Origin of the sequence: Thalassolituus sp. UBA3500 (assembly GCF_002377545.1) — a bacterium.
Taxonomy (GTDB): domain Bacteria; phylum Pseudomonadota; class Gammaproteobacteria; order Pseudomonadales; family Oceanobacteraceae; genus Thalassolituus.
Window position 1 is genome coordinate 19800 of sequence record NZ_DFQB01000024.1, and the last position, 20599, is coordinate 40398.

General features: G+C 51.4%; 18 protein-coding genes and 2 tRNA genes. 12 read left to right on the forward strand and 8 right to left on the reverse strand.

Translation table 11 applies throughout. The annotated features are described in order from the left end of the window. The 4 genes from B2R29_RS05135 to B2R29_RS05150 form a co-directional block, all read left to right on the forward strand. Positions 1-513: histidine kinase (locus B2R29_RS05135; RefSeq protein WP_301180084.1), on the forward strand; the 513-nt coding region annotated here is incomplete at its 5' end. A gap of 33 nt (positions 514-546) precedes the next feature. Further along, positions 547-1488, forward strand: a complete 942-nt coding sequence (locus B2R29_RS05140) for a GGDEF domain-containing protein (protein WP_301180085.1) — start codon at positions 547-549, stop codon at positions 1486-1488. Positions 1489-1531: 43 nt separating this feature from the next. Next, on the forward strand, positions 1532-2536 hold the full coding sequence (locus B2R29_RS05145; protein WP_301180086.1) for an AraC family transcriptional regulator: 1005 nt from the start codon (positions 1532-1534) through the stop codon (positions 2534-2536). A 73-nt stretch (positions 2537-2609) separates the two neighbouring features. Beyond that, complete coding sequence (locus B2R29_RS05150; protein ID WP_301180087.1) at positions 2610-5291, forward strand: hybrid sensor histidine kinase/response regulator; 2682 nt, start codon at positions 2610-2612, stop codon at positions 5289-5291. 2 nt (positions 5292-5293) lie between these two features. Here B2R29_RS05150 and B2R29_RS05155 read toward each other — a convergent pair whose 3' ends face one another. Further along, positions 5294-6142, reverse strand: coding sequence for a prephenate dehydratase (locus B2R29_RS05155; RefSeq protein ID WP_301180088.1), 849 nt, complete (start codon positions 6140-6142; stop codon positions 5294-5296). Between the two features lie 189 nt (positions 6143-6331). Between B2R29_RS05155 and B2R29_RS05160 the strand changes: the two genes are divergently transcribed. From B2R29_RS05160 to B2R29_RS05170, 3 genes are read left to right on the forward strand one after another with little or no spacing between them, the layout of a single operon-like run. Continuing rightward, entirely contained in the window at positions 6332-7267 is a 936-nt protein-coding gene (locus B2R29_RS05160) for a hypothetical protein (protein WP_301180089.1), read from the forward strand. Next, a complete protein-coding gene (locus B2R29_RS05165; protein WP_301180090.1) occupies positions 7267-8082 on the forward strand; it encodes an HAD-IIB family hydrolase in 816 nt (271 codons plus the stop codon). The genes B2R29_RS05160 and B2R29_RS05165 overlap by 1 nt, the downstream gene beginning before the upstream one ends. Next, positions 8075-9301, forward strand: coding sequence for a glycosyl transferase (locus B2R29_RS05170; protein WP_076516155.1), 1227 nt, complete (start codon positions 8075-8077; stop codon positions 9299-9301). Before B2R29_RS05165 ends, B2R29_RS05170 begins: the two co-directional genes overlap by 8 nt. Positions 9302-9379: 78 nt before the next feature. Here B2R29_RS05170 and B2R29_RS05175 read toward each other — a convergent pair whose 3' ends face one another. From B2R29_RS05175 to zwf, 5 genes are read right to left on the reverse strand one after another with little or no spacing between them, the layout of a single operon-like run. Then, positions 9380-11122 (reverse strand): sugar phosphorylase, encoded by a 1743-nt coding sequence (locus B2R29_RS05175; protein ID WP_301180091.1) that lies wholly within the window; start codon positions 11120-11122, stop codon positions 9380-9382. Between the two features lie 9 nt (positions 11123-11131). Further along, positions 11132-11740 (reverse strand): bifunctional 4-hydroxy-2-oxoglutarate aldolase/2-dehydro-3-deoxy-phosphogluconate aldolase, encoded by a 609-nt coding sequence (gene eda, locus B2R29_RS05180; protein ID WP_301180092.1) that lies wholly within the window; start codon positions 11738-11740, stop codon positions 11132-11134. 18 nt (positions 11741-11758) lie between these two features. Further along, entirely contained in the window at positions 11759-13585 is a 1827-nt protein-coding gene (gene edd / locus B2R29_RS05185) for a phosphogluconate dehydratase (protein WP_301180093.1), read from the reverse strand. Next, complete coding sequence (gene pgl / locus B2R29_RS05190; protein WP_301180094.1) at positions 13585-14286, reverse strand: 6-phosphogluconolactonase; 702 nt, start codon at positions 14284-14286, stop codon at positions 13585-13587. The genes edd and pgl overlap by 1 nt, the downstream gene beginning before the upstream one ends. Positions 14287-14318: 32 nt before the next feature. After that, positions 14319-15776, reverse strand: coding sequence for a glucose-6-phosphate dehydrogenase (gene zwf / locus B2R29_RS05195; RefSeq protein ID WP_301180095.1), 1458 nt, complete (start codon positions 15774-15776; stop codon positions 14319-14321). 327 nt (positions 15777-16103) lie between these two features. On the opposite strand from zwf, the gene galU reads away from it, so the two are divergent. The 4 genes from galU to B2R29_RS05215 all read left to right on the forward strand — a co-directional run bounded on the left by galU (position 16104) and on the right by B2R29_RS05215 (position 17588). Then, the gene (gene galU / locus B2R29_RS05200) at positions 16104-16940 is read left to right on the forward strand and encodes a UTP--glucose-1-phosphate uridylyltransferase GalU (protein ID WP_068440867.1); all 837 of its coding nucleotides are present in this window, start codon (positions 16104-16106) and stop codon (positions 16938-16940) included. Between the two features lie 140 nt (positions 16941-17080). Then, positions 17081-17156 (forward strand) — tRNA-Asn (locus B2R29_RS05205). Between the two features lie 10 nt (positions 17157-17166). Next, positions 17167-17243, forward strand: a tRNA-Pro gene (locus B2R29_RS05210). A 42-nt stretch (positions 17244-17285) separates the two neighbouring features. Further along, on the forward strand, positions 17286-17588 hold the full coding sequence (locus B2R29_RS05215; RefSeq protein ID WP_301180096.1) for a hypothetical protein: 303 nt from the start codon (positions 17286-17288) through the stop codon (positions 17586-17588). Positions 17589-17684: 96 nt separating this feature from the next. Here B2R29_RS05215 and B2R29_RS05220 read toward each other — a convergent pair whose 3' ends face one another. Then, a complete protein-coding gene (locus B2R29_RS05220; protein ID WP_301180097.1) occupies positions 17685-18374 on the reverse strand; it encodes an FKBP-type peptidyl-prolyl cis-trans isomerase in 690 nt (229 codons plus the stop codon). A gap of 441 nt (positions 18375-18815) precedes the next feature. On the opposite strand from B2R29_RS05220, the gene B2R29_RS05225 reads away from it, so the two are divergent. Next, on the forward strand, positions 18816-19643 hold the full coding sequence (locus B2R29_RS05225; RefSeq protein ID WP_301180098.1) for a hypothetical protein: 828 nt from the start codon (positions 18816-18818) through the stop codon (positions 19641-19643). 140 nt (positions 19644-19783) lie between these two features. Here the strand turns inward: B2R29_RS05225 and B2R29_RS05230 are convergent, their stop codons facing one another. Further along, complete coding sequence (locus B2R29_RS05230; RefSeq protein WP_301180099.1) at positions 19784-20542, reverse strand: TIGR04219 family outer membrane beta-barrel protein; 759 nt, start codon at positions 20540-20542, stop codon at positions 19784-19786. Positions 20543-20599: the final 57 nt, after the last annotated feature.

The window sequence follows — 20599 nt, forward strand, 5'->3', positions numbered from 1 at the left end:
CTGAATGCCTATGTGGTGCTCCCTATTCCCAAAATCAGCGTGATCGAGAACAGCGATCTGAATATGGCGCTTCAGGGCGCCACCAGCGACAGCAGTGTATCCGCAGTATGCCAGGGCTTTATTGGCGCGGGTATCTCTGGCGAGGCAATGTTGATGTTCAATGATGCTTCATTCGCCAGCCTCGCGTCTCTGATGAAGTACTCAGGGCCGCTGACTCAGTCTGCAGAGCTGGAACTCCTTATGGATACTGCGTCGGTATTGATCGGTGCTTGCATCCATGGCATCGGCGATCAGCTGGAAATTGTATTTAACCAGGGGCACCCCGTCGTGCTGGGGCAACATTGCGATATGGCTGATTTGGTTGCATACGGCAATAACGGCTGGGACAAAGCCCTGGCGATAGAAATCCACTACACCATTGAGCATGTAAATATAGAGTGCGAGCTCCTCTTGTTGTTCACCGAGGAATCTGTGCGAGCACTGAACAAGAAGATTGACTACCTTCTTGATTAATACCGGTATCCGACAGAGAGAGACGCTAACCACATGAGTGATAAGGGCCAGGTAGACACGATTAAAGACATTCACTGGTTGATGGATATTCTCCAGAATATCGACGTCGGCCTGGTGGTGCTTGATCGTAATTACGAGGTTCAGCTCTGGAACGCCTTTATGGAAGGACACAGTGGTGTCAGCCCGCAACTGGCCAAAGGGAAAAACCTGTTCTCGTTGTTCCCGGATCTGGACGAAACCTGGTTTAAACAAAAAGCAGAACCGGTATTCCAGCTCAAAACGCGGACCTTCACCATTTGGGAGCAGCGTCCTTACTTATTTCACTTCAGAAACTCGCGCCCGATCACGGGCCGTAGCAAGTTCATGTATCAGAACACCAGTATCATCCCGCTGGAGTCGGTTACCCGACAGGCTGACCATCTGTGCGTCATTATTTACGATGTGACAGATACTGCCGTCGGTAAAATTGATATTTCCCGTGCAAACCAGACACTCAGTGAAATTCAGGTTCGCGATACCCTCACCGGCTTAACGAATAAATCCGCGTGGCTCAATGTTCTGGAGAACTACTACGCCAGTCAGCAGCAAGGCTGCTTGCTGTTACTCGATATGGATCACTTCCGCGACCTGAACCATGCGCTCAGCCACCAGCAGTGTGATGAAATCCTCCGCCGGATTGGGACAGGCCTCAAAACTCTCGGAGATGAACAGCACGCAGCACGTTTTGGCGGTGAAATTTTCTCTGTCATTCTCGCCGGTAAAGGTGCCGACGAGGCGATGCAGATCGCCGAAAAACTGCGCCGCTCGGTTTTAAGTCTCGGGAAAAACTCGCAATATACCATCAGCGCGAGTATCGGCGTAGCAGAACGTCTTGACGATACACCTAGCGCCAGCGAATGGCTGAGTAACGCGGACAAAGCGCTGTATCACGCCAAAGAAAGCGGTCGCAACCGCACATCCCTGTTTAAACGCTGACCTGCTATCATAGGCCCCTGACACTTCACATCAGCTTGCTGTTATGGCCTCCTTTTCAGTTCCAGCTCCGTTTATTGATGCACCTTTAAAAGGGGTTGAGCGTCATGGCTATGCCCGCGATGCAATCTTGAGAGAAGCCGGAATCGGGCCCGATTCGTTTAACAGGGATGGATCGCTTGCACCCGAGTCATACGCAAGATTGATGCTCACTATCTGGCGCCAGACTAACGATGAAGCGATGGGCCTGAACCCTGAGCCCGTTGTGTTCCGCACCTTTGCCATGATGGGGCGTTCGATTATTACCTGCGCCACGCTTGAGCATGCGATACGCAGAGCCAGTTCCTTCTACCGGCTGCAGCCTCACTCTCCCCAGATTACTATCGAGAAAGGCGAACACAGAGCCAGGCTGATTATTACCCACGAGACAGACTTCGATCCTGATCATTTTCTTAGCGAGTCTCTGCTGGTTATCTGGCACCGCTTCTGTAGCTGGCTTATAGGCCGGGGCATCCCTTTGTTAAAAGTTGAGTGCCCATACACTGCGCCACGCCATGCCGACCTGTACGATGATCTGTTCGCAACACCGGTAAACTTCAATTGCGATAGCTTGTCTCTGACGATTCCTCTACAGGCGATTCACGCCCCGGTAGTGCAGTCAGCAACCAGCCTTGAGGAATTTCTGGGGCACTCCCCGGCTGATATTCTCGCCCGCCCGAATCCGCATGAAAGCATCAGTGCTAAAGTCCGACACCGCTTGATGAGTATGGCCGGCAGTGACATGCCAGACCTTGCAGGCATGGCTGACGCATTATCATTGTCTGGAGCAACACTGCGACGCAGGCTCCGTCAGGAAGGCACAACGTATCAGACCATTAAAGACAGCGTGCGGCTGATGGAGGCCAAACGCTTACTGACCGGTTCAGAGTTAAGTGTTGCGGACATCGCAGTCACGACAGGGTTCTCGGAGACCAGCGCCTTCACCCGGGCTTTCTCACGCTGGACCGGTGACTCGCCCGCTCATTTCCGGCGCAGGAACGGCAGCCGTTAAGGCCAAAGCAATCAGTGACAATGACAGTACTGCAACTAAACTTTAAACTCAGAACATTTGCGAGAGACTTATCGTGGCGGTAAGGATACTTCTGCTTCTGCTTTTACTCCCCTCTTACGCCGCCCAGGCTCTCACGCTGACGGACGATATTGAGGGTCGCCTGCTGGGAAATTCGCTCCAGGAATGGTCTGAGTCAGAGCAAATAAACCCAGACGACATACACTCGCATGCATTGCCATGGACTCAAGTCAGGGCCATGGTCCCGAATCCCGGAGTATCAAGCCCACCTCACTGGTATCGCCTGCCAATTAATATCAATGAAATCGGAGATCGCTGGTTCGCAGATGTGGACTACCCAAGAATTGAACGTGTTGATATGAAGTTGTTCCGCGGTGATGAACTCATAGCCTCCTCAGAAGATGGCAACCCTGTTCATTCAAAAGCGACAGAAAAAGCAAAACTCTCGTTCAGTTTCGAACTACCATTTGATCAACCCGGTGACTACGTTCTTTATCTGCGCGTTGAAAACAACGTATTGCTGAACCTCCCCTTGCGCCTTTACAGAGATGCCGGGCTGCGTAGCGCACATCAGCAGAAACAACTTTATTTCGGCCTGTACTCCGGGTTTCTGTTCGCACTTCTGCTTTACAACCTGGCGGTCTACCTGGTCATACGCGAACGCTATATGCTCTTGTTCTGTGGCTTTATTTCGACCTACCTGCTGTTCTTCTGGGCCCATACCGGCTTAGGTTATCGGTACTTATGGCCGGGTTGGCCGGGGTTTGAAGAGCAGTCCAGTTTTCTGACTTCCTGCTTTGCCATGCTGTTAATCATATTATTCAGCATGAGTTTTCTGAAAGTCGCAGGGCCAAACAGGCGCGCCCTGACGCTGGTTTATAAAATCGCGGTACTGCTCACCGGTGCTGGTGCAGTATCGGCTCTGTTCACCGATGTACACACCACCGCGCTGATTATGCGGGTTGTTACAATAATGACGCCCATATTTCTGATCATCTCAGCGAGTCTGTCTCAGCCGCTGCTATCCGCATCACGAGCCGTGTATACCCTTGGCGTCTATGCGCTCGCTATCGCGATCGTTATACACAGTCTTGCGCGCCAGAGCGTTATTCCTACGAACGACATTATCGCTCATGCGGCGCATATTGGTGCAGTGAGCCTGATCGCTATACATAGCCTTGCCATTGTCCTGCGACTGTACGAGCAACGCCTCGAACAGATTCGAGCACGCAAAGATATTATTGCAGCACGCAAACGCTCGATTCAAAGTGAAGAGAAGTTACGCAAGTCAGAGGCATCGTTAGCGGAAAAAGATGCCGAAGCGAATGCTAAGTCTGCATTTCTGGCGATGATGAGCCACGAAATCCGGACCCCTCTCAATGGCGTGCTGGGGATGGTAGAACTGCTACAACACACCCGTCTCGACAACCAGCAAAAACGCTACATCAGTACCATCGCCAGTTCGGGCGAAAACCTTTTGTCACTTCTCAACGATGTACTCGATCTTTCAAAAATTGAATCGGGTAAAATGATTATCGAACGGCGACAGGTTGAGCTGGCTCCTCTAATCAACGAGTGTTTGATGCTGCACAGCCAGAAAGCCCTTGATAAGCAACTGACCTTAACGGCCGATTTGGGGACACCGCTGTACACCACCATCAATACGGACGAAATGCGTCTCCGACAAGTACTGAATAACCTGATCAATAATGCTGTGAAATTTACCGAGCACGGTCAGGTTGAAGTACGGTTGGAATGGCGGGAACCTGAGCTGCAGATTCATGTTATCGATACTGGCATCGGCATATCAGAAGAGCAACGCAGTCGCTTATTCCATAGTTTTACCCAAGCGACGCCGAACACAAGCAAGCAATACGGTGGAACAGGCCTGGGGCTCACTATCAGCCAAAGGCTTGCGCATTTATTAGGAGGCGAGATCTCGCTCAACAGCGCTCCGGGCATGGGGTCCACCTTCACCATAAGACTGCCTGATGTTGCACCGGGGGCCCCTCAGGCACTACCAGACTTGTCTGGGCGCACCTGTTTTATCGAGTTATCAAATCCTGTCGAACGACGCTTTGTTAAGATGATTGCAAACCGGCTTGGCCTCGAAGAGATGACGAGTCGCTTCCACACACCGCTGGACTGTATGATCGTCGATACGCTGCCAGTGGATAAAACGATTCCAGAAAACCTGATATGTGTTGTTGACGACTACTGGCCTCGCATCGGTATTGAACGCCAGAGCGAACGTCCTCTGCGCTCTCATGTTCTGTTGCATCAGATATCAAACCTGATACAGGTTCAAGCAGAATCCACCGATGTGACGAAGGGCTATCGCAAAGGCACAATCTGGGTCGCTGAAGACAACATCGTCAATCAAAAGGTAATTTCAGGAATGCTGCGCCACCTGAATATGGAGTGCGAGGTATTTTCAAACGGCGCTCAGATTCTCGCGGCCTATGGAAAGCGTCCGGAGCAAGTCGATCTTATTCTGATGGATTGCGAAATGCCGGTGATGGATGGCTACGACGCCTGTCGCGAAATCCGCCGCTTACAGGACAGCGACTCAAACAGCATCACCCGCCGCACGCCTATTATTGCTCTGACTGCCCATTTGGGCGGAGAGTTCGAACAAATGGCGCGTCACGCGGGGATGGATGACCTGGTGACGAAACCCATTCGCAAGAACACGCTCAGCAACCTGTTCAGCATCTGGCTGCCTGAGACGGAGTGAGTTCAGACAAACGCCGCTGACTTACGGTAGGAGTGCATCGGGTAGCTGCCCAGTATACGCACCTCCCGCGCAAAATAACGCAAGTCCTCCATGGCATTAGCAACAGCAGGTTGATCTGGGTGACCGTAGATATCCAGATGAAAATGACTCGCCTCCATCGTACCGCCATCCATATAACTCTCGAGCTTCACCATGTTCACGCCATTGGTGGCAAAACCGCCCAATGCTTTGTACAGCGCCGCCGGAATATTCCGCACAGAGAAAAGCACACTCGTAAGGTAGCGCTTCCCGGGCTCATACTTCTGATGTTCTGCCTCTTTCGAAAACACCAGAAAGCGTGTGGTATTGCCCATCACATCCTGAAAATTTTCATGAAGAACATCCAACCCGTACAGTTCGGCGGCGAGCGATGACGCAATAGCACCAACGGTAAGATCGCCCTGGTCTGCGAGCCCTTGGGCCGACATCGCGGTATCCACTGCCGCTTCCTGCTTCAGACCCAGATTGATCATCCGCTGATGACACTGAGCCAGTGCCTGAGGGTGCGAGCGGACCCGCTTAAGCTGGTCAAGTGATGCTCCGGGAAGCGCCAGTAAACAGTGATTTACGGGTTCAAAATGTTCTGCAATAACAAACAACTGCGTTCTGGGGATCAGACGATAAATCTCTTCCACGCGCCCTGCGGTCGAATTCTCGAGTGGAATCATTGCCCGTTCTGCAAAGCCATTACTTACCAGGTCGAGAGCACCGATAAAATCGTCGCAGGCAAGGTGCTCCCAATCCGGAAAGACCTTGGTACAAGCAAGATGAGAATAAGCCCCTGCTGTCCCTTGATATGCCACTCTACTCATAACTACGCCCCAAAACTGTGCGCTCTGAAATCAAAATTACTGAACGCACCAAAATAACGCACTGCAATCCCGTTTTTATCCACAAACCGCGCGCTGTGCCTGATTGCGTCAGTGTATCTCAGCGCCCTCGTAAGTGGCATAGTGCGTGCAAACAATTCAGACAATGAAAAATAACCTCGGAGTCTCGCTATGCCCGGATGGCCTACCTCGCTGCAACCCGATAGCGACACGCTGAAGAAAATACAGCAACATCCCCCGCGCGATGAACGCATACCGCCCGGCTGGCACAGCCAGTGGGACGAAATATGGGCACCGCTGGCCACTTGCCTCGCAGAAAAGATAACAGCGTCTGATACGCCTTTGATCATTGGTATTCATGGCGGTCAGGGCTCGGGCAAAAGTACCTTATCTCTGGCACTGAAAGATATCTACCAACAAGTCTTTGGCTGGAACGTGGTCGTTGTCTCTATTGATGATCTTTACCTGAGTCACGCCGACCGTACTCACCTGAGCCAGACAGTCCATCCGCTCTTACAGACGCGTGGCGTTCCCGGTACCCATGAAGTACAGCGAGGCATCGAACTTTTCAACACTCTGCGTTCTCTGGCGCCAGAGGCCAGATGCCAGATTCCGGCATTCGATAAAGCCAGTGACGACCGCCTTGCTGAAGCTGACTGGCATAGTATCACTGGTCCCGTTGATGCCATTCTGTTTGAAGGATGGTGCGTTGGTTGCCAGGCAGTGGATGATACTCTTCTGACCGCACCGGTGAATGAACTGGAAGCGCAGGAAGACCCGGATGGCACCTGGCGTGGTTGGGTTAATCAACAGCTTGCCGGTGACTACAAAGCCTGGTTCGATATGATCGATTTCCTGCTGATGCTGAAAGTACCGGATATGAGTGCTGTACAGCGCTGGCGTACAGAACAGGAAATCGGCAATAAAAAAATGGCAAAAGGTGGCACCGACCGCAGTCTGGATAACGCTGGCATCAGACGTTTCATTCAACATTATGAACGACTGACTCAACAAGCGTTGACCCGGCTCCCGGATATTGCCAATCTGGTACTCGTGATTAACGACGCGCACAAAGTTGCGGATGTCCAACCGGGAACCCCATCGTAATGAGCTCTACTCCTACATTACCTGTGATCGTCCTGACCGACCTGGACGGGACTCTCCTCGACCATAATGACTACAGTACTTCTGCCGCACGGGATGCTCTGAGTTTTCTGCAGCAACATAATATTCCGCTGATATTCAATACCAGTAAAACGCAGCCAGAAGTGACTCAATTACGGCGTCAACTGGCTAATACATCGCCCTACGTCTGCGAGAACGGTGGCGCCATCTACTACTTCGATAACGAAGACGCGTGGCATTGTGAGCTTCCGGGCGCGGGGTATACGGATATTCTGAAAGTACTCAACCAGTTGCGTAAAGACGGCTTCAATTTCCGTGGTTTTAACGACATGACAGACACCGAAGTCGCTGCCATTACCGGATTGTCTATCGATGATGCTCATCACGCGCGTCAACGAGCAGCCACGGAGCCACTTCTGTGGCGTGATGAAGAGGATAAGATTCCTGCGTTTCGCGAAGCACTAATGGCGCATGGCCTCAGACTGCTCAAAGGCGGACGTTTTTATCACGTGATGGGAGACGCCGATAAAGCCTCTGCGGTGACTTTTTTCAAAGAATTCTATCAACAACACTGGGGGCTCGATGAGGCCCCACTCGTGATTTCATTGGGCGATGGAGAGAACGACCGGGCCATGCTTGAGGCCTCCGACTACCCAGTTGTGATACCGGGCGAATCCGGTACCCTTGAACTGACGAACCCAAGGGCTCAGACAGCCGACTTTAAAGGCCCCAAGGGCTGGAACCACACCTTATTACCATTATTAGAAAAACTGCTTAAGGAGAATTGCGGTGGCTGATTTTTATCAGAACGGCATTGTAACCACGCTACACAACCTGACTGACCGTCCGGTGGAAGATCTTGAACGTGAATTAATGAGCTTTTCACGCCTGCGGCCCATGTCACTGGTTCTGCCATCTCTGTTCTCTGAACTGGAAGGCCCCGCACTGTCAAACATCATTGACGAAGTTGCTCAGGTTCCATATCTGAACGAGATCGTTATCGGCCTTGATCGCGCCGACCAATCTCAGTACGAGTTCGCTCAAAAGTTTTTTTCGAAACTGCCACAACATCATCGGATCCTCTGGAACGACGGCCCACGCCTTCGCAAACTTGATGAAATGCTTGCGGAGAAAGGCCTCTCCCCTACTGAAATGGGTAAAGGTCGCAATGTCTGGTACTGCTATGGCTATGTGCTCGCCAGTGGTCGCGCCGAATCCGTTGCACTTCACGACTGTGACATCGTCACGTACGACCGTAGTCTGCTGGCACGCCTGATTTATCCAGTTGCGCATCCAGGCTTCAATTACGTTTTCGGTAAAGGCTACTACACACGAATAGCAGAACAGAAAATGAACGGTCGCGTCAGCCGTCTGCTCGTGACACCTTTGCTTCGTGCCCTTAAAAAAGTCTACGGTTCACTCGACTTTCTCGAGTACCTGGACAGCTTCCGCTATCCGCTCTCTGGTGAGTTTTCGATGCGTGCCGATGCACTCAACGATATTCGTATTCCTAGCGATTGGGGCCTGGAGATTGGTGTTCTGTCAGAGATGAAGCGTAACTACGCAACCAACCGCATCTGTCAGGTTGATATTGCCGATGTGTACGACCACAAACACCAGCCGCTGTCAGAAGCGGATGCAAGCGCGGGTCTCTCGAAAATGAGCACGGATATCTGTAAAGCCATCTTCCGTAAGCTAGCAACGCAGGGGGAAGTTTTCACAACCGAAACCTTCCGCACCATTAAAGCGACTTATTTCCGCGTGGCTCTCGACTTCATTGAGACCTACCACAATGATGCACGGATGAACGGTCTGGAACTTGATCGTCACTCCGAAGAAAAAGCCGTTGAGCTCTTTGCCGAAAATATCATGAACGCGGGTGAGCACTTCCTGGCGAACCCAATGGAAACGCCGTTTATCCCAAGTTGGAACCGCGTAATTTCTGCCGTGCCTGATATTCTTGATCGCCTGTATGAAGCGGTAGAAGCAGATAATAGTGAGTTTGGTGATATCTGATTAGTCAGGCACACCTATACTGTAAAAACGCCCCGCAATGCGGGGCGTTTTCAGTTAAACACGTCAACAAGCATCATCTCAGGTGTTTGATAGCCACACGGTCTGATACGGATACAGAACCAGCTCATCCTCGACAATGCGTTTCTCATGCGCCAGTAAATCAGACAAACCATTCTCCAGAAAGCCGAGTGTGGCCAGCGGCAACTTCAGTATGCGCTCCGTCACGTTGGAAATCGCGAAGATTCGCTGACTATTGTCTTCGCTCGTTCGTTTCAGAATAAACAGGTCGGTATTAATTTTGACTACGTCCTGGCGAGCATCAGGGCTGAAGGCTGGCTGAGCTCGCCGAATTCTCAGCATTCTGGTCAGCTCAGTAAAGACTTCTGCCTGAGGTGTCACCGGATTCGAGAGCAGATATTCCAGCTCATGTTCCTCCCAGATACGACGATTAATCGACCGCGTACGCCCTGTTTGTTCGACGTGCTCAAGATCGTTAGGAGAGGCCGTTAAGCTGTGAATATACACGGCAGGAATACCCTGCATGGCCAACATGATTGCCTGAGAACACAAGAATCTCTGAACCTGATGATGATCTGGCCCACGGCGGGTTCCCATGCAGGCATCGAACAAAGTGATATTGATTTCATACGGGCTTTCGGAGCCGTCGCTGTTGGCTTTCATACTGACAAACCCACCGAAACGGTGCATGGAATCAATCAGGTCCTGAACTTCTCGCTCAGGCAGCAAACCTTCTACCGGTCGCACGCCAATACCGTCATGCGACGCGGTAAAATTAAGATAAGTACAACCCTCGGGCAGAGGTGGAATCGCATCCGCCCAATCACTCAGAAAAGATGCATTCCCCCGGTTCAGCGCATGCAACACCAGAGGCGGCAGCCCAAACTGATAAACCATATGGGCTTCGTCTGAATGTCCGAAGTAGCTCAGATTCTCTTTAACCGGTACATTGGTTTCAGTAATCACAACGACTTCAGGCGCTACATAATTCACAATGTCACGCAGAAGTTTTACCGCGGCATGGGTCTGACTCAGATGCAGACAGTTAGTACCCAACTGTTTCCAAAGAAACGCCACCGCATCCAGGCGAATAAAACGCGCGCCCTGCTCTATGTAAAAAAGATAGATTTTTACAAACTCGAACAGAACATCCGGGTTGGCAAAATTGAGATCAATCTGATCCTCAGAGAATGTCGCCCAGACATGACGGACCCCGCGATGCGTGTGTACAGGCGTCAGTAGCGGAGTGTTCCTTGGCCGGGTAACCAGCGACACATCGGTGCTGGGATCGACTTCAATAAAATAATCGGTGTAAGGCTCACGATTGCCGATATAGTCGATAAACCAAAGGTTCTCACGCGAGCAATGGTTAATCACCAGGTCGATCATCAGATCGAAATTATCAGCGATCGAGGCAACGTCTTCCCATGTTCCCCAATCCGGGTGTACCTGCCGGTAATCAATCACTGAGAAGCCATCGTCCGAGCTGTATGGAAAGAACGGCAGTATATGGACCGAGTTGATAACATCCGCCAGACGCTCTTTAAGAAAGTCCGACAACGTTTTTAATGGCATCTCATCGGCAGTCTGAACACTGTTGCCGTAGGTAATAAGAATGACATCTTCTTCCGACCAGCGCTTGTGATCAGTCGCGGTCGGAACATCGAGTACGCTGCGGGAAGTTTTATCTGCGAAACACTGACAAATGGTCAGAATTTCCCGCGCAATCTGTTGGTTATTCTGCGCGTCACCATAAATTTCTGTAACACGTTGGGTAAATTGATCCAGTGCCGCCTGAGCCATGCGTTTCCCTTAAATTTCTGAAGCCAGATCTTTTATGGCTTGCCAGTTCCGTGCCGACATCAGATTCGACGGTGTCAGCCAGCTACCTCCGACAGCAAATACATTGTCGAGGGCGAGAAAATCACGGTAGGTTTCGGCGCTGATCCCCCCCGTCGGACAGAAGCTCACCTCTGGCATCGGAGCTCCCAGCGCTTTCAGCATGGAGCGCCCACCGCTGGGTACCGCTGGAAAGAACTTCATTCTGCTGAAGCCCGCTTCCCGAGCTTGCATGACCTCACTCGGAGTCGCGACACCGGGGAGAAACGGCCCCCCCCACTCAGCGGCAGCCGCCAGCAGGTTGGGCGTAAAGCCTGGGCTGACAGCAAACTGAGCGCCCCGATTCAGTGCAGCGTGCAGCTGATCAGGTGATGTTACAGTGCCTACACCAATAATCGCCTCTGGTACATTGCGACTTATTTCACTGATGGCAGCCAACGCGGCCGGAGTTCGCAGTGTGACTTCAAGAAGTTTCACACCGCCGGCGACAAGCGCCTGAGCCATAGGCACTGCAGTATCAATGTCATCAATTACGATCACCGGCATCACAGGCTTTGATTGTGTTAGCCACTCATCCCACATAGTTATAACTCCACATAGTTACACGCCTCCGAGGCTGATCGCACCTTCATCCGCTGGCCCTGCCAACGTTCTGAATCCGGCAAATAATTCACGCCCGACACCCTGTGACGACGCACTGACATCAAGCGCCTCACGCGTTTCTTTTAAGCGTTCGTTAAATCCTTCCGTAACGACTTCAAGTGTTCCTGCATGACCATCCAGACTGATAAGGTCACCGTCTTCGATATAGTGCAGTGGGCCATCGGCCAGGGCTTCTGGGCTGAGATGTATTGCCGCTGGTACTTTGCCTGATGCACCCGAGAGTCGCCCATCAGTGACCAGTGCGACACGATATCCGGCCTCCTGCAGGTTAGTCAGTGCGGGAGTAAGCTGATGAAGCTCCGGCATGCCATTCGCACGCGGCCCTTGCCCTTTGACGACCACAATAACGTCCTGATTAAGCTCACCGGCCTGATAGGCCGCGAGCACCTGTTGCTGATCAAGGAAAACACGCGCAGGCGCTTCAATCACCCAGCGATCATCAGGCACCGCAGATACTTTCATCATCGCCCGACCGAGGTTGCCGCTGACCAGCTTCATACCACCTTCGCGCAAAAAAGGCGCGTTCGCAGGAGCAAGCACCGATAAGTCTGCAGATTCGCTGGCGACATTCTCCCAAATAAGCTCTCCCGCCGGATCAAGCGCAGGCCTCTTGCACCATTGGCGCAATCCTTCGCCGAGAACCGTATTCACATTCTCGTGCAAAAGCCCGGCGTCGAGCAGTTCCCGAATCAGGAACGGCATACCACCTGCCACCTCAAACGCATTCACATCGGCACTTCCGTTCGGGTACATCCGCGTCAACAAGGGAACAACGTCTGACAGTTCGGCCAGATCCTGCCAATCAATAATGATGCCGGCCATTCGCGCTATAGCGACCAGGTGAATACTGTGATTGGTTGAACCTCCTGTTGCCAGCAGACCGACCATGGCATTGACCATGACCTTTTCATCAACGATTCTGGCGATCGGCATATAGCCGGGTTCAAGCGCGGTAATCTCAGCCAGCTGATGCGCTGCGGCTCGGGTTAAGGCATCTCTTAACGCACCATTCGGGCTAACGAACGACGACCCCGGCAGTTGCAGGCCCATGATCTCCATAAGCATCTGATTGGAGTTAGCTGTTCCGTAAAAGGTGCAGGTACCCTCACTGTGGTAAGAGCCCATTTCACTCTTTAGCAGCTCAGCTTCACCGACATCGCCCTTCGCATACGCCTGACGGGTTTTGGCCTTATCTGAATTACTGATGCCACTGTGCATGGGGCCAGAAGGTACAAAGACAGCAGGCAGATGACCAAATCGCAATGCAGCCATCAGCAGACCTGGGACAATTTTGTCGCAGATGCCGAGCATCAAACTGCCGTCGAATACCTGGTGGGATAATGCCACCGCCGTACTCATGGCGATCACGTCACGGCTGAACAGCGACATTTCCATCCCTGTCTGTCCCTGAGTCACGCCATCACACATCGCAGGCACACCACCTGCAACCTGTGCAACATGATGTTTTTCTGCCAGAAAGGTTTTCAGTTTTTCTGGGTAATGACGATACGGTGCGTGCGCAGAGAGTACATCGTTATACGCATTAATGATGGCGATATTGGCGCCGCGGCTACTACTCGTAAGAATCATTTTCTCGTCATCACTGGCCGAGGCGTAGTCGTGTGCCAGATTTGTACAGCTGAGTGCAGTTCTTACTGGCCCCTGCTGTGCTGCGGCCTCCATTTGAGAGAGGTACGCAGCTCTCGTTGCGAGACTTCTTTGGCGAATTTTTTCAGTAACGTCTTCAATAATGCGATGCGTCATTACTCGCTCCGGAAAATACTTAATGGCACCTGTGACTGATACAGCACAGTTCGGACAGGCATGGCACTGATATTTTGTCGCTCATCTTCTTTCTGCGCCTTGGCATAAACGCTATTTTTTTCATCCCCCTCAAAGTGCAGGTAGAGGTGACGGCAATTAGAAAGAAGCCCCCAGGTCAACGTCATCCGAGGTAAATCCACAGGCTCATCGGTGACAGGGCAGCACCATGCAGCGTTGCCCTCATCCAGGCATTTTGGCAATGCCTCGGAACCCGGAAACCAGGATGCTGTGTGTCCGTCATTTCCCATTCCCAACACCGCAAAATCGAGCCTGACCATCAGTTCGTGCAGACTATTTTCACACTCCATAAAACCGTCAACCGGATTTGGTGCTGAGTTTTTTAATGGTAAGAAATACGCTTGCTCAGCTTCATTCTGTAACAGGTGCCTGCGTACAAGCGCAGCGTTGCTTGCCGCATCATCGAGAGGTACCCAACGCTCATCAACCAAAGTGATGCGCACTTTGCTCCAGTCGAGCTTACGTTTGGAAAGTTCTTCCATAAACCGAACTGGTGTTGAACCACCGCTCACTGCAATGCAGACACGACCACGAGCTTCGATTGCTTCGCGCATTTTTCCTGCGAGATCATCCGCTAATTGACGGGCAAGTGAATCTGATGATTTAAATCTGTTGTCTGTCATTTATCGCTTCTCCATTTTTATTATCGACGTGCTCAACTGTTCTCATCCCACAGGCGGCCATCGCGCGCAAGTAACAAGGTGGCCGCAGCCGGCCCCCAGCTACCTGCAGTATAAGGTTCTGGTCGTTGTTCCTGCTCTTCCCAGTGCTTAATAATTGGGTCAACCCAGCGCCAGGCCTCCAACAATTCATCGTCCCTTAAGAACAATGTAGCGTTTCCGCTGAGCGCATCAAACAGGAGTCGTTCATAAGCTTCCGGGACACGGGTCTGCCGTTGATTAGACGGATTCAGACTCAGGTTCATTGGCCGAACATTCATGCCAGGGCCTACGCGTTTTTCACACAACATCAAGCGTACACCTTCATCCGGCTGAAGCCTGAAGATCAACTTATTTGCCATGGTATTTTTATGCTGAAGCGGAAAAATAGAATGTGGAATTTCTTTGAACTGCACCACTATTTCACAAGCCCGCTCCGCAAGGCGCTTGCCCGTACGAAGATAAAATGGCACACCCGCCCAGCGCCAGTTATCAATTTCTACTTTGGCTGATATAAAGGTTTCGGTCAGAGATTTATGGTGCACACCCGGCTCATCACGGTAGCGCGGAACGGGCTTACCTTCGGCAACACCGGAGTCGTATTGACCACGTACTACATTCTCATTAATTGCAGTACCGGTAATCGGCTTCAGCGCCTTGAGAACTTTTACTTTTTCGTCGCGTACGGCATCCGGCTCCAGCTTGGCCGGTGGTTCCATCGCCGTAATACACAGCAATTGCAGTAAATGATTCTGAAACATGTCTCGCATGGCACCGACATGCTCATAGAAACCCGCCCGCTGCTCGACACCCAGCTGCTCAGAGATCGTGATCTGTATATGGTCGATGTAGTTCTGATTCCACTGCGATTCAAACAGTGAGTTGGCAAATCGCAGCACCATCAGGTTCTGAACTGTCTCTTTACCCAGGTAGTGATCAATGCGGTAAATCTGCTGTTCTTTAAAGTACTCTGCCACGGTCTCATTGATGGCCTGAGCCGTATCCAGGTCGTGACCGATCGGTTTCTCAAGAACAATCTTGCTGTGACTCTTAATCAGCCCCGCATCATGCAGCCCCTTGCAAACGGGCGTGTACAGGTCAGACCCCGTGGCCATGTAGTAAAGCCGGTTGATGTCTTCCGACGACAGCGTCTTACTCAGGTTTTTATAGCCCTCATGATCATTTACGTCGTGAGTAAGGCAGTGCACCTTGTTCAGGAAGCGATCGAGAGGCTCTTTTTCAAGGTAATTGGAGGGAACATGTGACTTCACCGAGCTCTCGATTTTACTGACAAACTCGTTCCGTTCCATATCACGACGGGTGACTGCGTAGATGGCGCCATCCGGGAGACGTCCATCTCTCTCCAGTAAGAACAGTGCGGGCATCAGCTTACGCAGAGCCAGATCTCCCAGCCCACCGAACAGAACCAGTTCAAACGGTGCATCTATGTGCATTCATTACCTCCGGTGATTCATTTTGGGGCGCAGCTTCATCCTCTCACGGCTTCCACTTACCTTCCAATTAATAGTTGAAGCGTGCCTGCTTCGCTTTAGCCCCCACACAGAATGCTTCATGGGCTCAGGCTAACTTCTCTTTAATAACAAGCACGTTCCATACCGTCGGCATCATACTTGCACCATTGTGACTCAGGGCGAGCGTTTTTGTGCTCGATAAAAAATCAGGGCGATACCGCAGGGTGACGCAAAACGGTAACAAATCTGCCATAATCTGCCCCCTAATCTGAGGTTACAAACTACATGTCTGAACAAGGAAAGATGCCAATGATTCGCAAATGCCTATTCCCGGTAGCCGGCTACGGAACCCGCTTCCTTCCAGCCACCAAAGCAATGCCCAAAGAGATGCTCCCAATCGTTAACAAGCCTCTCGTACAGTATGGCGTAGAAGAAGCAACTGAGGCTGGTATTGATCGCATAGGTTTCATCACCGGCCGTGGTAAACGTGCCATTGCTGACCATTTCGATATCTCTTACGAGCTCGAAAAAGAAATTGAGGGGTCAGGCAAAGAAAGCCTGCTGACCTCTATCCGTACCCTCATTGACGAGAATGAGTTCGCCTTCAAGCGCCAGAACCACATGAAAGGTCTGGGCCACGCTATTCTCTCTGGCAAATACCTGATGGGTGATGAGCCATTCGCTGTTGTGCTGGCCGATGACCTCTGTGTTGCCGGTGACGACGGTGAAGGTGTACTGGCTCAGATGGTGAAAGTCTTCTCACAGTTCCGCTGCTCTATCGTTGCAGTTCAGGAAGTACCGGAAGACGAAGTCCATAAGTACGGCGTTATTGCTGGCGAAGAAATGAAAGATGGCCTCTTCCGCGTCACTGACATGGTCGAAAAACCAGCGAAAGAAGATGCACCAAGCAACCTGGCGATTATCGGTCGTTACATTCTGACGCCGGATATCTTTGATAAGATCGAAGATACCCCTCCAGGCAAGAACGGTGAGGTACAGATCACTGATGCTCTGCTCAAGCAGGCTCAGGAAGGCTGTGTGCTGGCGTATAAGTTCCGTGGTACCCGTTTCGACTGCGGTAGCATTGATGGCTTCGTTGAAGCCACTAACTACGTCTATGAGAACATCTTTAAACAGGGTAAATAAGCCCTCGCTTGAAGTTCAGCGTCGGGGCTGCTCTGCAGCTCCGACGTTCCCTCTATCTTTTTGTTTTCTATGATTTTTTGAAACAAAGGTGTTGACGGCATCCGGCGAAATCCGTAATATTCGTCCCGCTGTTGAGATGTTCCCCGATAGCTCAGTCGGTAGAGCAGTAGACTGTTAATCTATTGGTCGCTGGTTCAAGTCCAGCTCGGGGAGCCAACACAGCATTCGGGGTATAGCGCAGTCTGGTAGCGCGCCTGGTTTGGGACCAGGATGTCGGGAGTTCGAATCTCTCTACCCCGACCATTCTTACACTTCGCACGCAATGCCCTTCAAACAATACCTTTAATGCTGTATAAATCAGCTTCAACACTTGTTATTGTTTATTTATTGCTTATGTCTTCTGTTGCTTCTGTTGTTCAGTACCCGCTGCCTTGCCCTGAGTGTAAAAACTACACATCACAGCCTGCTGAGAAATTACGGATAGATCGCAAATCCACATGCCGCGTTTGTGGCAACATCATCCGCTTAACCGACCAACAACTGGAAAGTCTGGAGAGAACCCTTTCTCACATGTCTGGTTGTGGACTGCGTGGCGGCCAAGCCGAAGAAATACCGGAAGAAACCGAAGAAGAAGCCTTTGCCCCATAGCATGGCACAAGATGCCGCCAGGCGAAGGTAACTAACAGGCACAAAAAAGCAGACACAAAAAAGCCCTCCGAAGAGGGCTTTTTCTGAAAGGCTGCCTTACTTAACAACTTCCAGAAGTTCTACCTCAAAGACCAGCGCTGAATTCGCTGGAATTTTCGGGCTTGGGCTACGAGCGCCGTAGGCCAGGTCTGCCGGGATGAAGAGTTTCCACTTCTCACCTGGCTTCATCATCTGGAGTGCTTCAACCCAACCACGAATAACGCCGTTAACTGGGAACTCAGCTGGCTGACCGCGCTGAACAGAACTGTCGAACACTTCTCCGCTGATCAGAGTACCGTGGTAGTGAACACGGACAGTATCCGTTGCCGCCGGTGATTCACCCTCTTCTACAGAGGTGATAACTTCGTACTGCAGGCCCGAATCAGTCACTTTAACTTCTTCACGCTCAGCGTTCTTAGTCAGGAATTCTTCGCTGGCTTGAGCAGCTTCATCATCCAGAGCTTTCTGCTTACGCTCTGCGTCTTCACGCAGTGACATAAATGCTGCCTGAATATCTTCATCGCTGACTTGCTGCTCAGCTTTAGATACAGAGTCACGGATGCCCGCTACCAATGCATCAAGATCAATATCTGCGCCTTCACGTTCGATCTGACGACCGATGTTCAGACCCGCACCGTAGCTCGCCTTTTGAGCGGTGGTCTCAAGTTTCACTTTTTCCTCCTGGCCGCAACCAGCCAATAGCAGTGTTCCCAACGCAATCGCTGGAACCAGTTTATTCATTTTCATAGTATTTCCTGATGGCAGTTAAAATCTAAGTACCTATGTGCAGATCAGCACACGAAATTCCCTTTCTCGGCACGCGCATCACATTCCCTTCGAATATTTTTGCACACCTGGATTTCCGGTGCCGATAACGAACTGGCCATCTGACATCTGTAGTTACGCTCTCTCAGCTCTTTGTCGGGAGTATCCGCAAAAGGGCTTTCAACCAGGCCACACCCGGAAATAAAGGTAACCATAACTATCAGTAGAGTTCGCAATTCGCACGTCCCCAAAGCATTGAAAACAGGCTGAAGAGTGTCATAGTCACCATTCTTTGTCCACAGCACGCGGATTCAGTTCAACGAGTCCCCTTTTTCGTTCGTCGACGGTATACTGTGAGCGCTTTTTACCCAGCTGAGGTCAGCATTGCTCCGGGTGGGTCAGTATAATAAGTAAGGAATTAACATGCTCCGTCTAGCTGTATTGGTGCTTTGCGCTATCGTCATTTCTGCCTGTGGTCCATCAAAAGAAGAATTACGCCGTCAGCAACTGCTGGAAGCCCAACGACTCGAAGAAGCCCGCCTTGAAGCCGAAAGACTCGCCGCCGAGCGGGATGCCCGGGTTCAGGAACGCCTGAACGATGCCCGCGAGGCATGGTCCGGCGCTGAGTACCTCTCTGTATCCGACATCGATACGTTATTCAGCGGCGACATTACTTCTGATCTCCGTGCCGGTAAAATTTACTATATCGAACTTGAACTTCAGGCAGCCAAATACAACTACGGCGAACGCAAGCAAAGCTTTGTTATTGTAGGCATGCGGAACCTCCCGAACAGCACTGTATACAGCCCGCTCTTTCCGGATAAAGACGCCGCTTATCAACCGGGTCAGAAAGCGAAATCGGTTCTGGAATTTACGCTTAAAAATCAGCAAACCGAGAACCGTCTTGGTCAGATGGTTGAACGTGAAGATGGCCAGCGCTGGGTTGCTGCGACGCTGAATTTCAAAGACTACGACGTGCTCGCCACCATGCAGAGCAGCTGGCGCTGGGAGCCGGGTTTGTTTGAAGATCTGAGCTGGTACATCAGCCCGGAAAAAGCATACGAGCACACCAGTGAGCGAGCGCTGACGATGCAGATTGGATTCCGCTTTTGCCCGCTACAGCGCTGCCGCCTGGAACATGAGTATCGTAAACATCCGATCAGTGCGATCCGCACCGATGTGATGAGCATTCTGGTTGGTAGCCGGGCATCTGACCGGGTTCTTTCTGAATTCGTCCGCGAGGACAAATAAACAGACAACTGGCATGTAGACCGAAGTGAAAGTCACGCACAGAGCGTAGCGAAAGCGGTTCGGATTAATCGCCACCGGCAAGGCGAACAAAAAAGCCGGGCTGAGCCCGGCTTTTTTTCAAATCAGCATGAGTTATGCGATCAGAAACCTACAGCAAATGACGCACCGTAGAAGATACCTGAAACATCAAAATCAGTTTCAATATCGGTGGTGTCTTTGTTGGTCTTCATGCTCAATGCGCGGTGACCGACTTCCAGCCCCAGATCAACCACTGGCACAGGAAGATCATATCCCAGCGTCAGAACGGTATCTGTCAGTGAATTACCGTCATAACCGATGGCATTGATTTCTGCTGCAGCGTAGATGCCGAACGGCGTTCCTACCTGTGCTTCAACAAAACCCATAGGCAGAGTGAAATCGAGTTCGACTTCTTCACGACGACCAGTTTTCTGGCCTTCAACGATGACGTCACCACCGAACATACGCGCTGTCAGACCCAGGTTAATATCAACGTAAGGTACTGGCAGCGGCAGCCCCCAGTAAAGAGTCGCATCTGTGTGGCTGAGATCCAGATCACTTTCAACCTGTTCAGCATAACCGATGCCATTGAAGTCTGCAGTCAGAAAGCCGGAACCGTCCATTTCGAGACTGGTCTGACGCAGTCGCACATTAGGAACAACCGGTACAGGGTGCTCAAAGAACAAAGTAATGTTAGTGCCTGAGTTTGAATCCAGCCCAAGGCCGTTATTCTCACCATCCGCAGATACTCCCTCGTCCAGCTCACCACTAGGTTCCGCAGTCCAGGAGTTTGCCTTAGCACCTACTGTGAAAAGCAGGTCAGCCTGAGCGGCGACCGGAGTCATCGCGACCAGAAAAGCCGCAAGTGCTGTCTTTTTCATGAATTATTCCCGTAATTTATTGTGTTCCAGAGCACCGGCCTATCGCCAGCGCCCTTA

Excerpts from the sequence above, each read along its gene's own strand:
- B2R29_RS05140 (WP_301180085.1), top strand. The coding sequence starts at position 547 with ATGAGTGATAAGGGCCAGGTAGACACGATTAAAGACATTCACTGGTTG.
- B2R29_RS05145 (WP_301180086.1), top strand. The coding sequence starts at position 1,532 with ATGGCCTCCTTTTCAGTTCCAGCTCCGTTTATTGATGCACCTTTAAAA.
- B2R29_RS05155 (WP_301180088.1), bottom strand. The coding sequence starts at position 6,142 with ATGAGTAGAGTGGCATATCAAGGGACAGCAGGGGCTTATTCTCATCTT.
- B2R29_RS05160 (WP_301180089.1), top strand. The coding sequence starts at position 6,332 with ATGCCCGGATGGCCTACCTCGCTGCAACCCGATAGCGACACGCTGAAG.
- B2R29_RS05165 (WP_301180090.1), top strand. The coding sequence starts at position 7,267 with ATGAGCTCTACTCCTACATTACCTGTGATCGTCCTGACCGACCTGGAC.
- B2R29_RS05175 (WP_301180091.1), bottom strand. The coding sequence starts at position 11,122 with ATGGCTCAGGCGGCACTGGATCAATTTACCCAACGTGTTACAGAAATT.
- eda (WP_301180092.1), bottom strand. The coding sequence starts at position 11,740 with ATGTGGGATGAGTGGCTAACACAATCAAAGCCTGTGATGCCGGTGATC.
- edd (WP_301180093.1), bottom strand. The coding sequence starts at position 13,585 with ATGACGCATCGCATTATTGAAGACGTTACTGAAAAAATTCGCCAAAGA.
- pgl (WP_301180094.1), bottom strand. The coding sequence starts at position 14,286 with ATGACAGACAACAGATTTAAATCATCAGATTCACTTGCCCGTCAATTA.
- zwf (WP_301180095.1), bottom strand. The coding sequence starts at position 15,776 with ATGCACATAGATGCACCGTTTGAACTGGTTCTGTTCGGTGGGCTGGGA.
- galU (WP_068440867.1), top strand. The coding sequence starts at position 16,104 with ATGATTCGCAAATGCCTATTCCCGGTAGCCGGCTACGGAACCCGCTTC.
- B2R29_RS05215 (WP_301180096.1), top strand. The coding sequence starts at position 17,286 with ATGCTGTATAAATCAGCTTCAACACTTGTTATTGTTTATTTATTGCTT.
- B2R29_RS05220 (WP_301180097.1), bottom strand. The coding sequence starts at position 18,374 with ATGAAAATGAATAAACTGGTTCCAGCGATTGCGTTGGGAACACTGCTA.
- B2R29_RS05225 (WP_301180098.1), top strand. The coding sequence starts at position 18,816 with ATGCTCCGTCTAGCTGTATTGGTGCTTTGCGCTATCGTCATTTCTGCC.
- B2R29_RS05230 (WP_301180099.1), bottom strand. The coding sequence starts at position 20,542 with ATGAAAAAGACAGCACTTGCGGCTTTTCTGGTCGCGATGACTCCGGTC.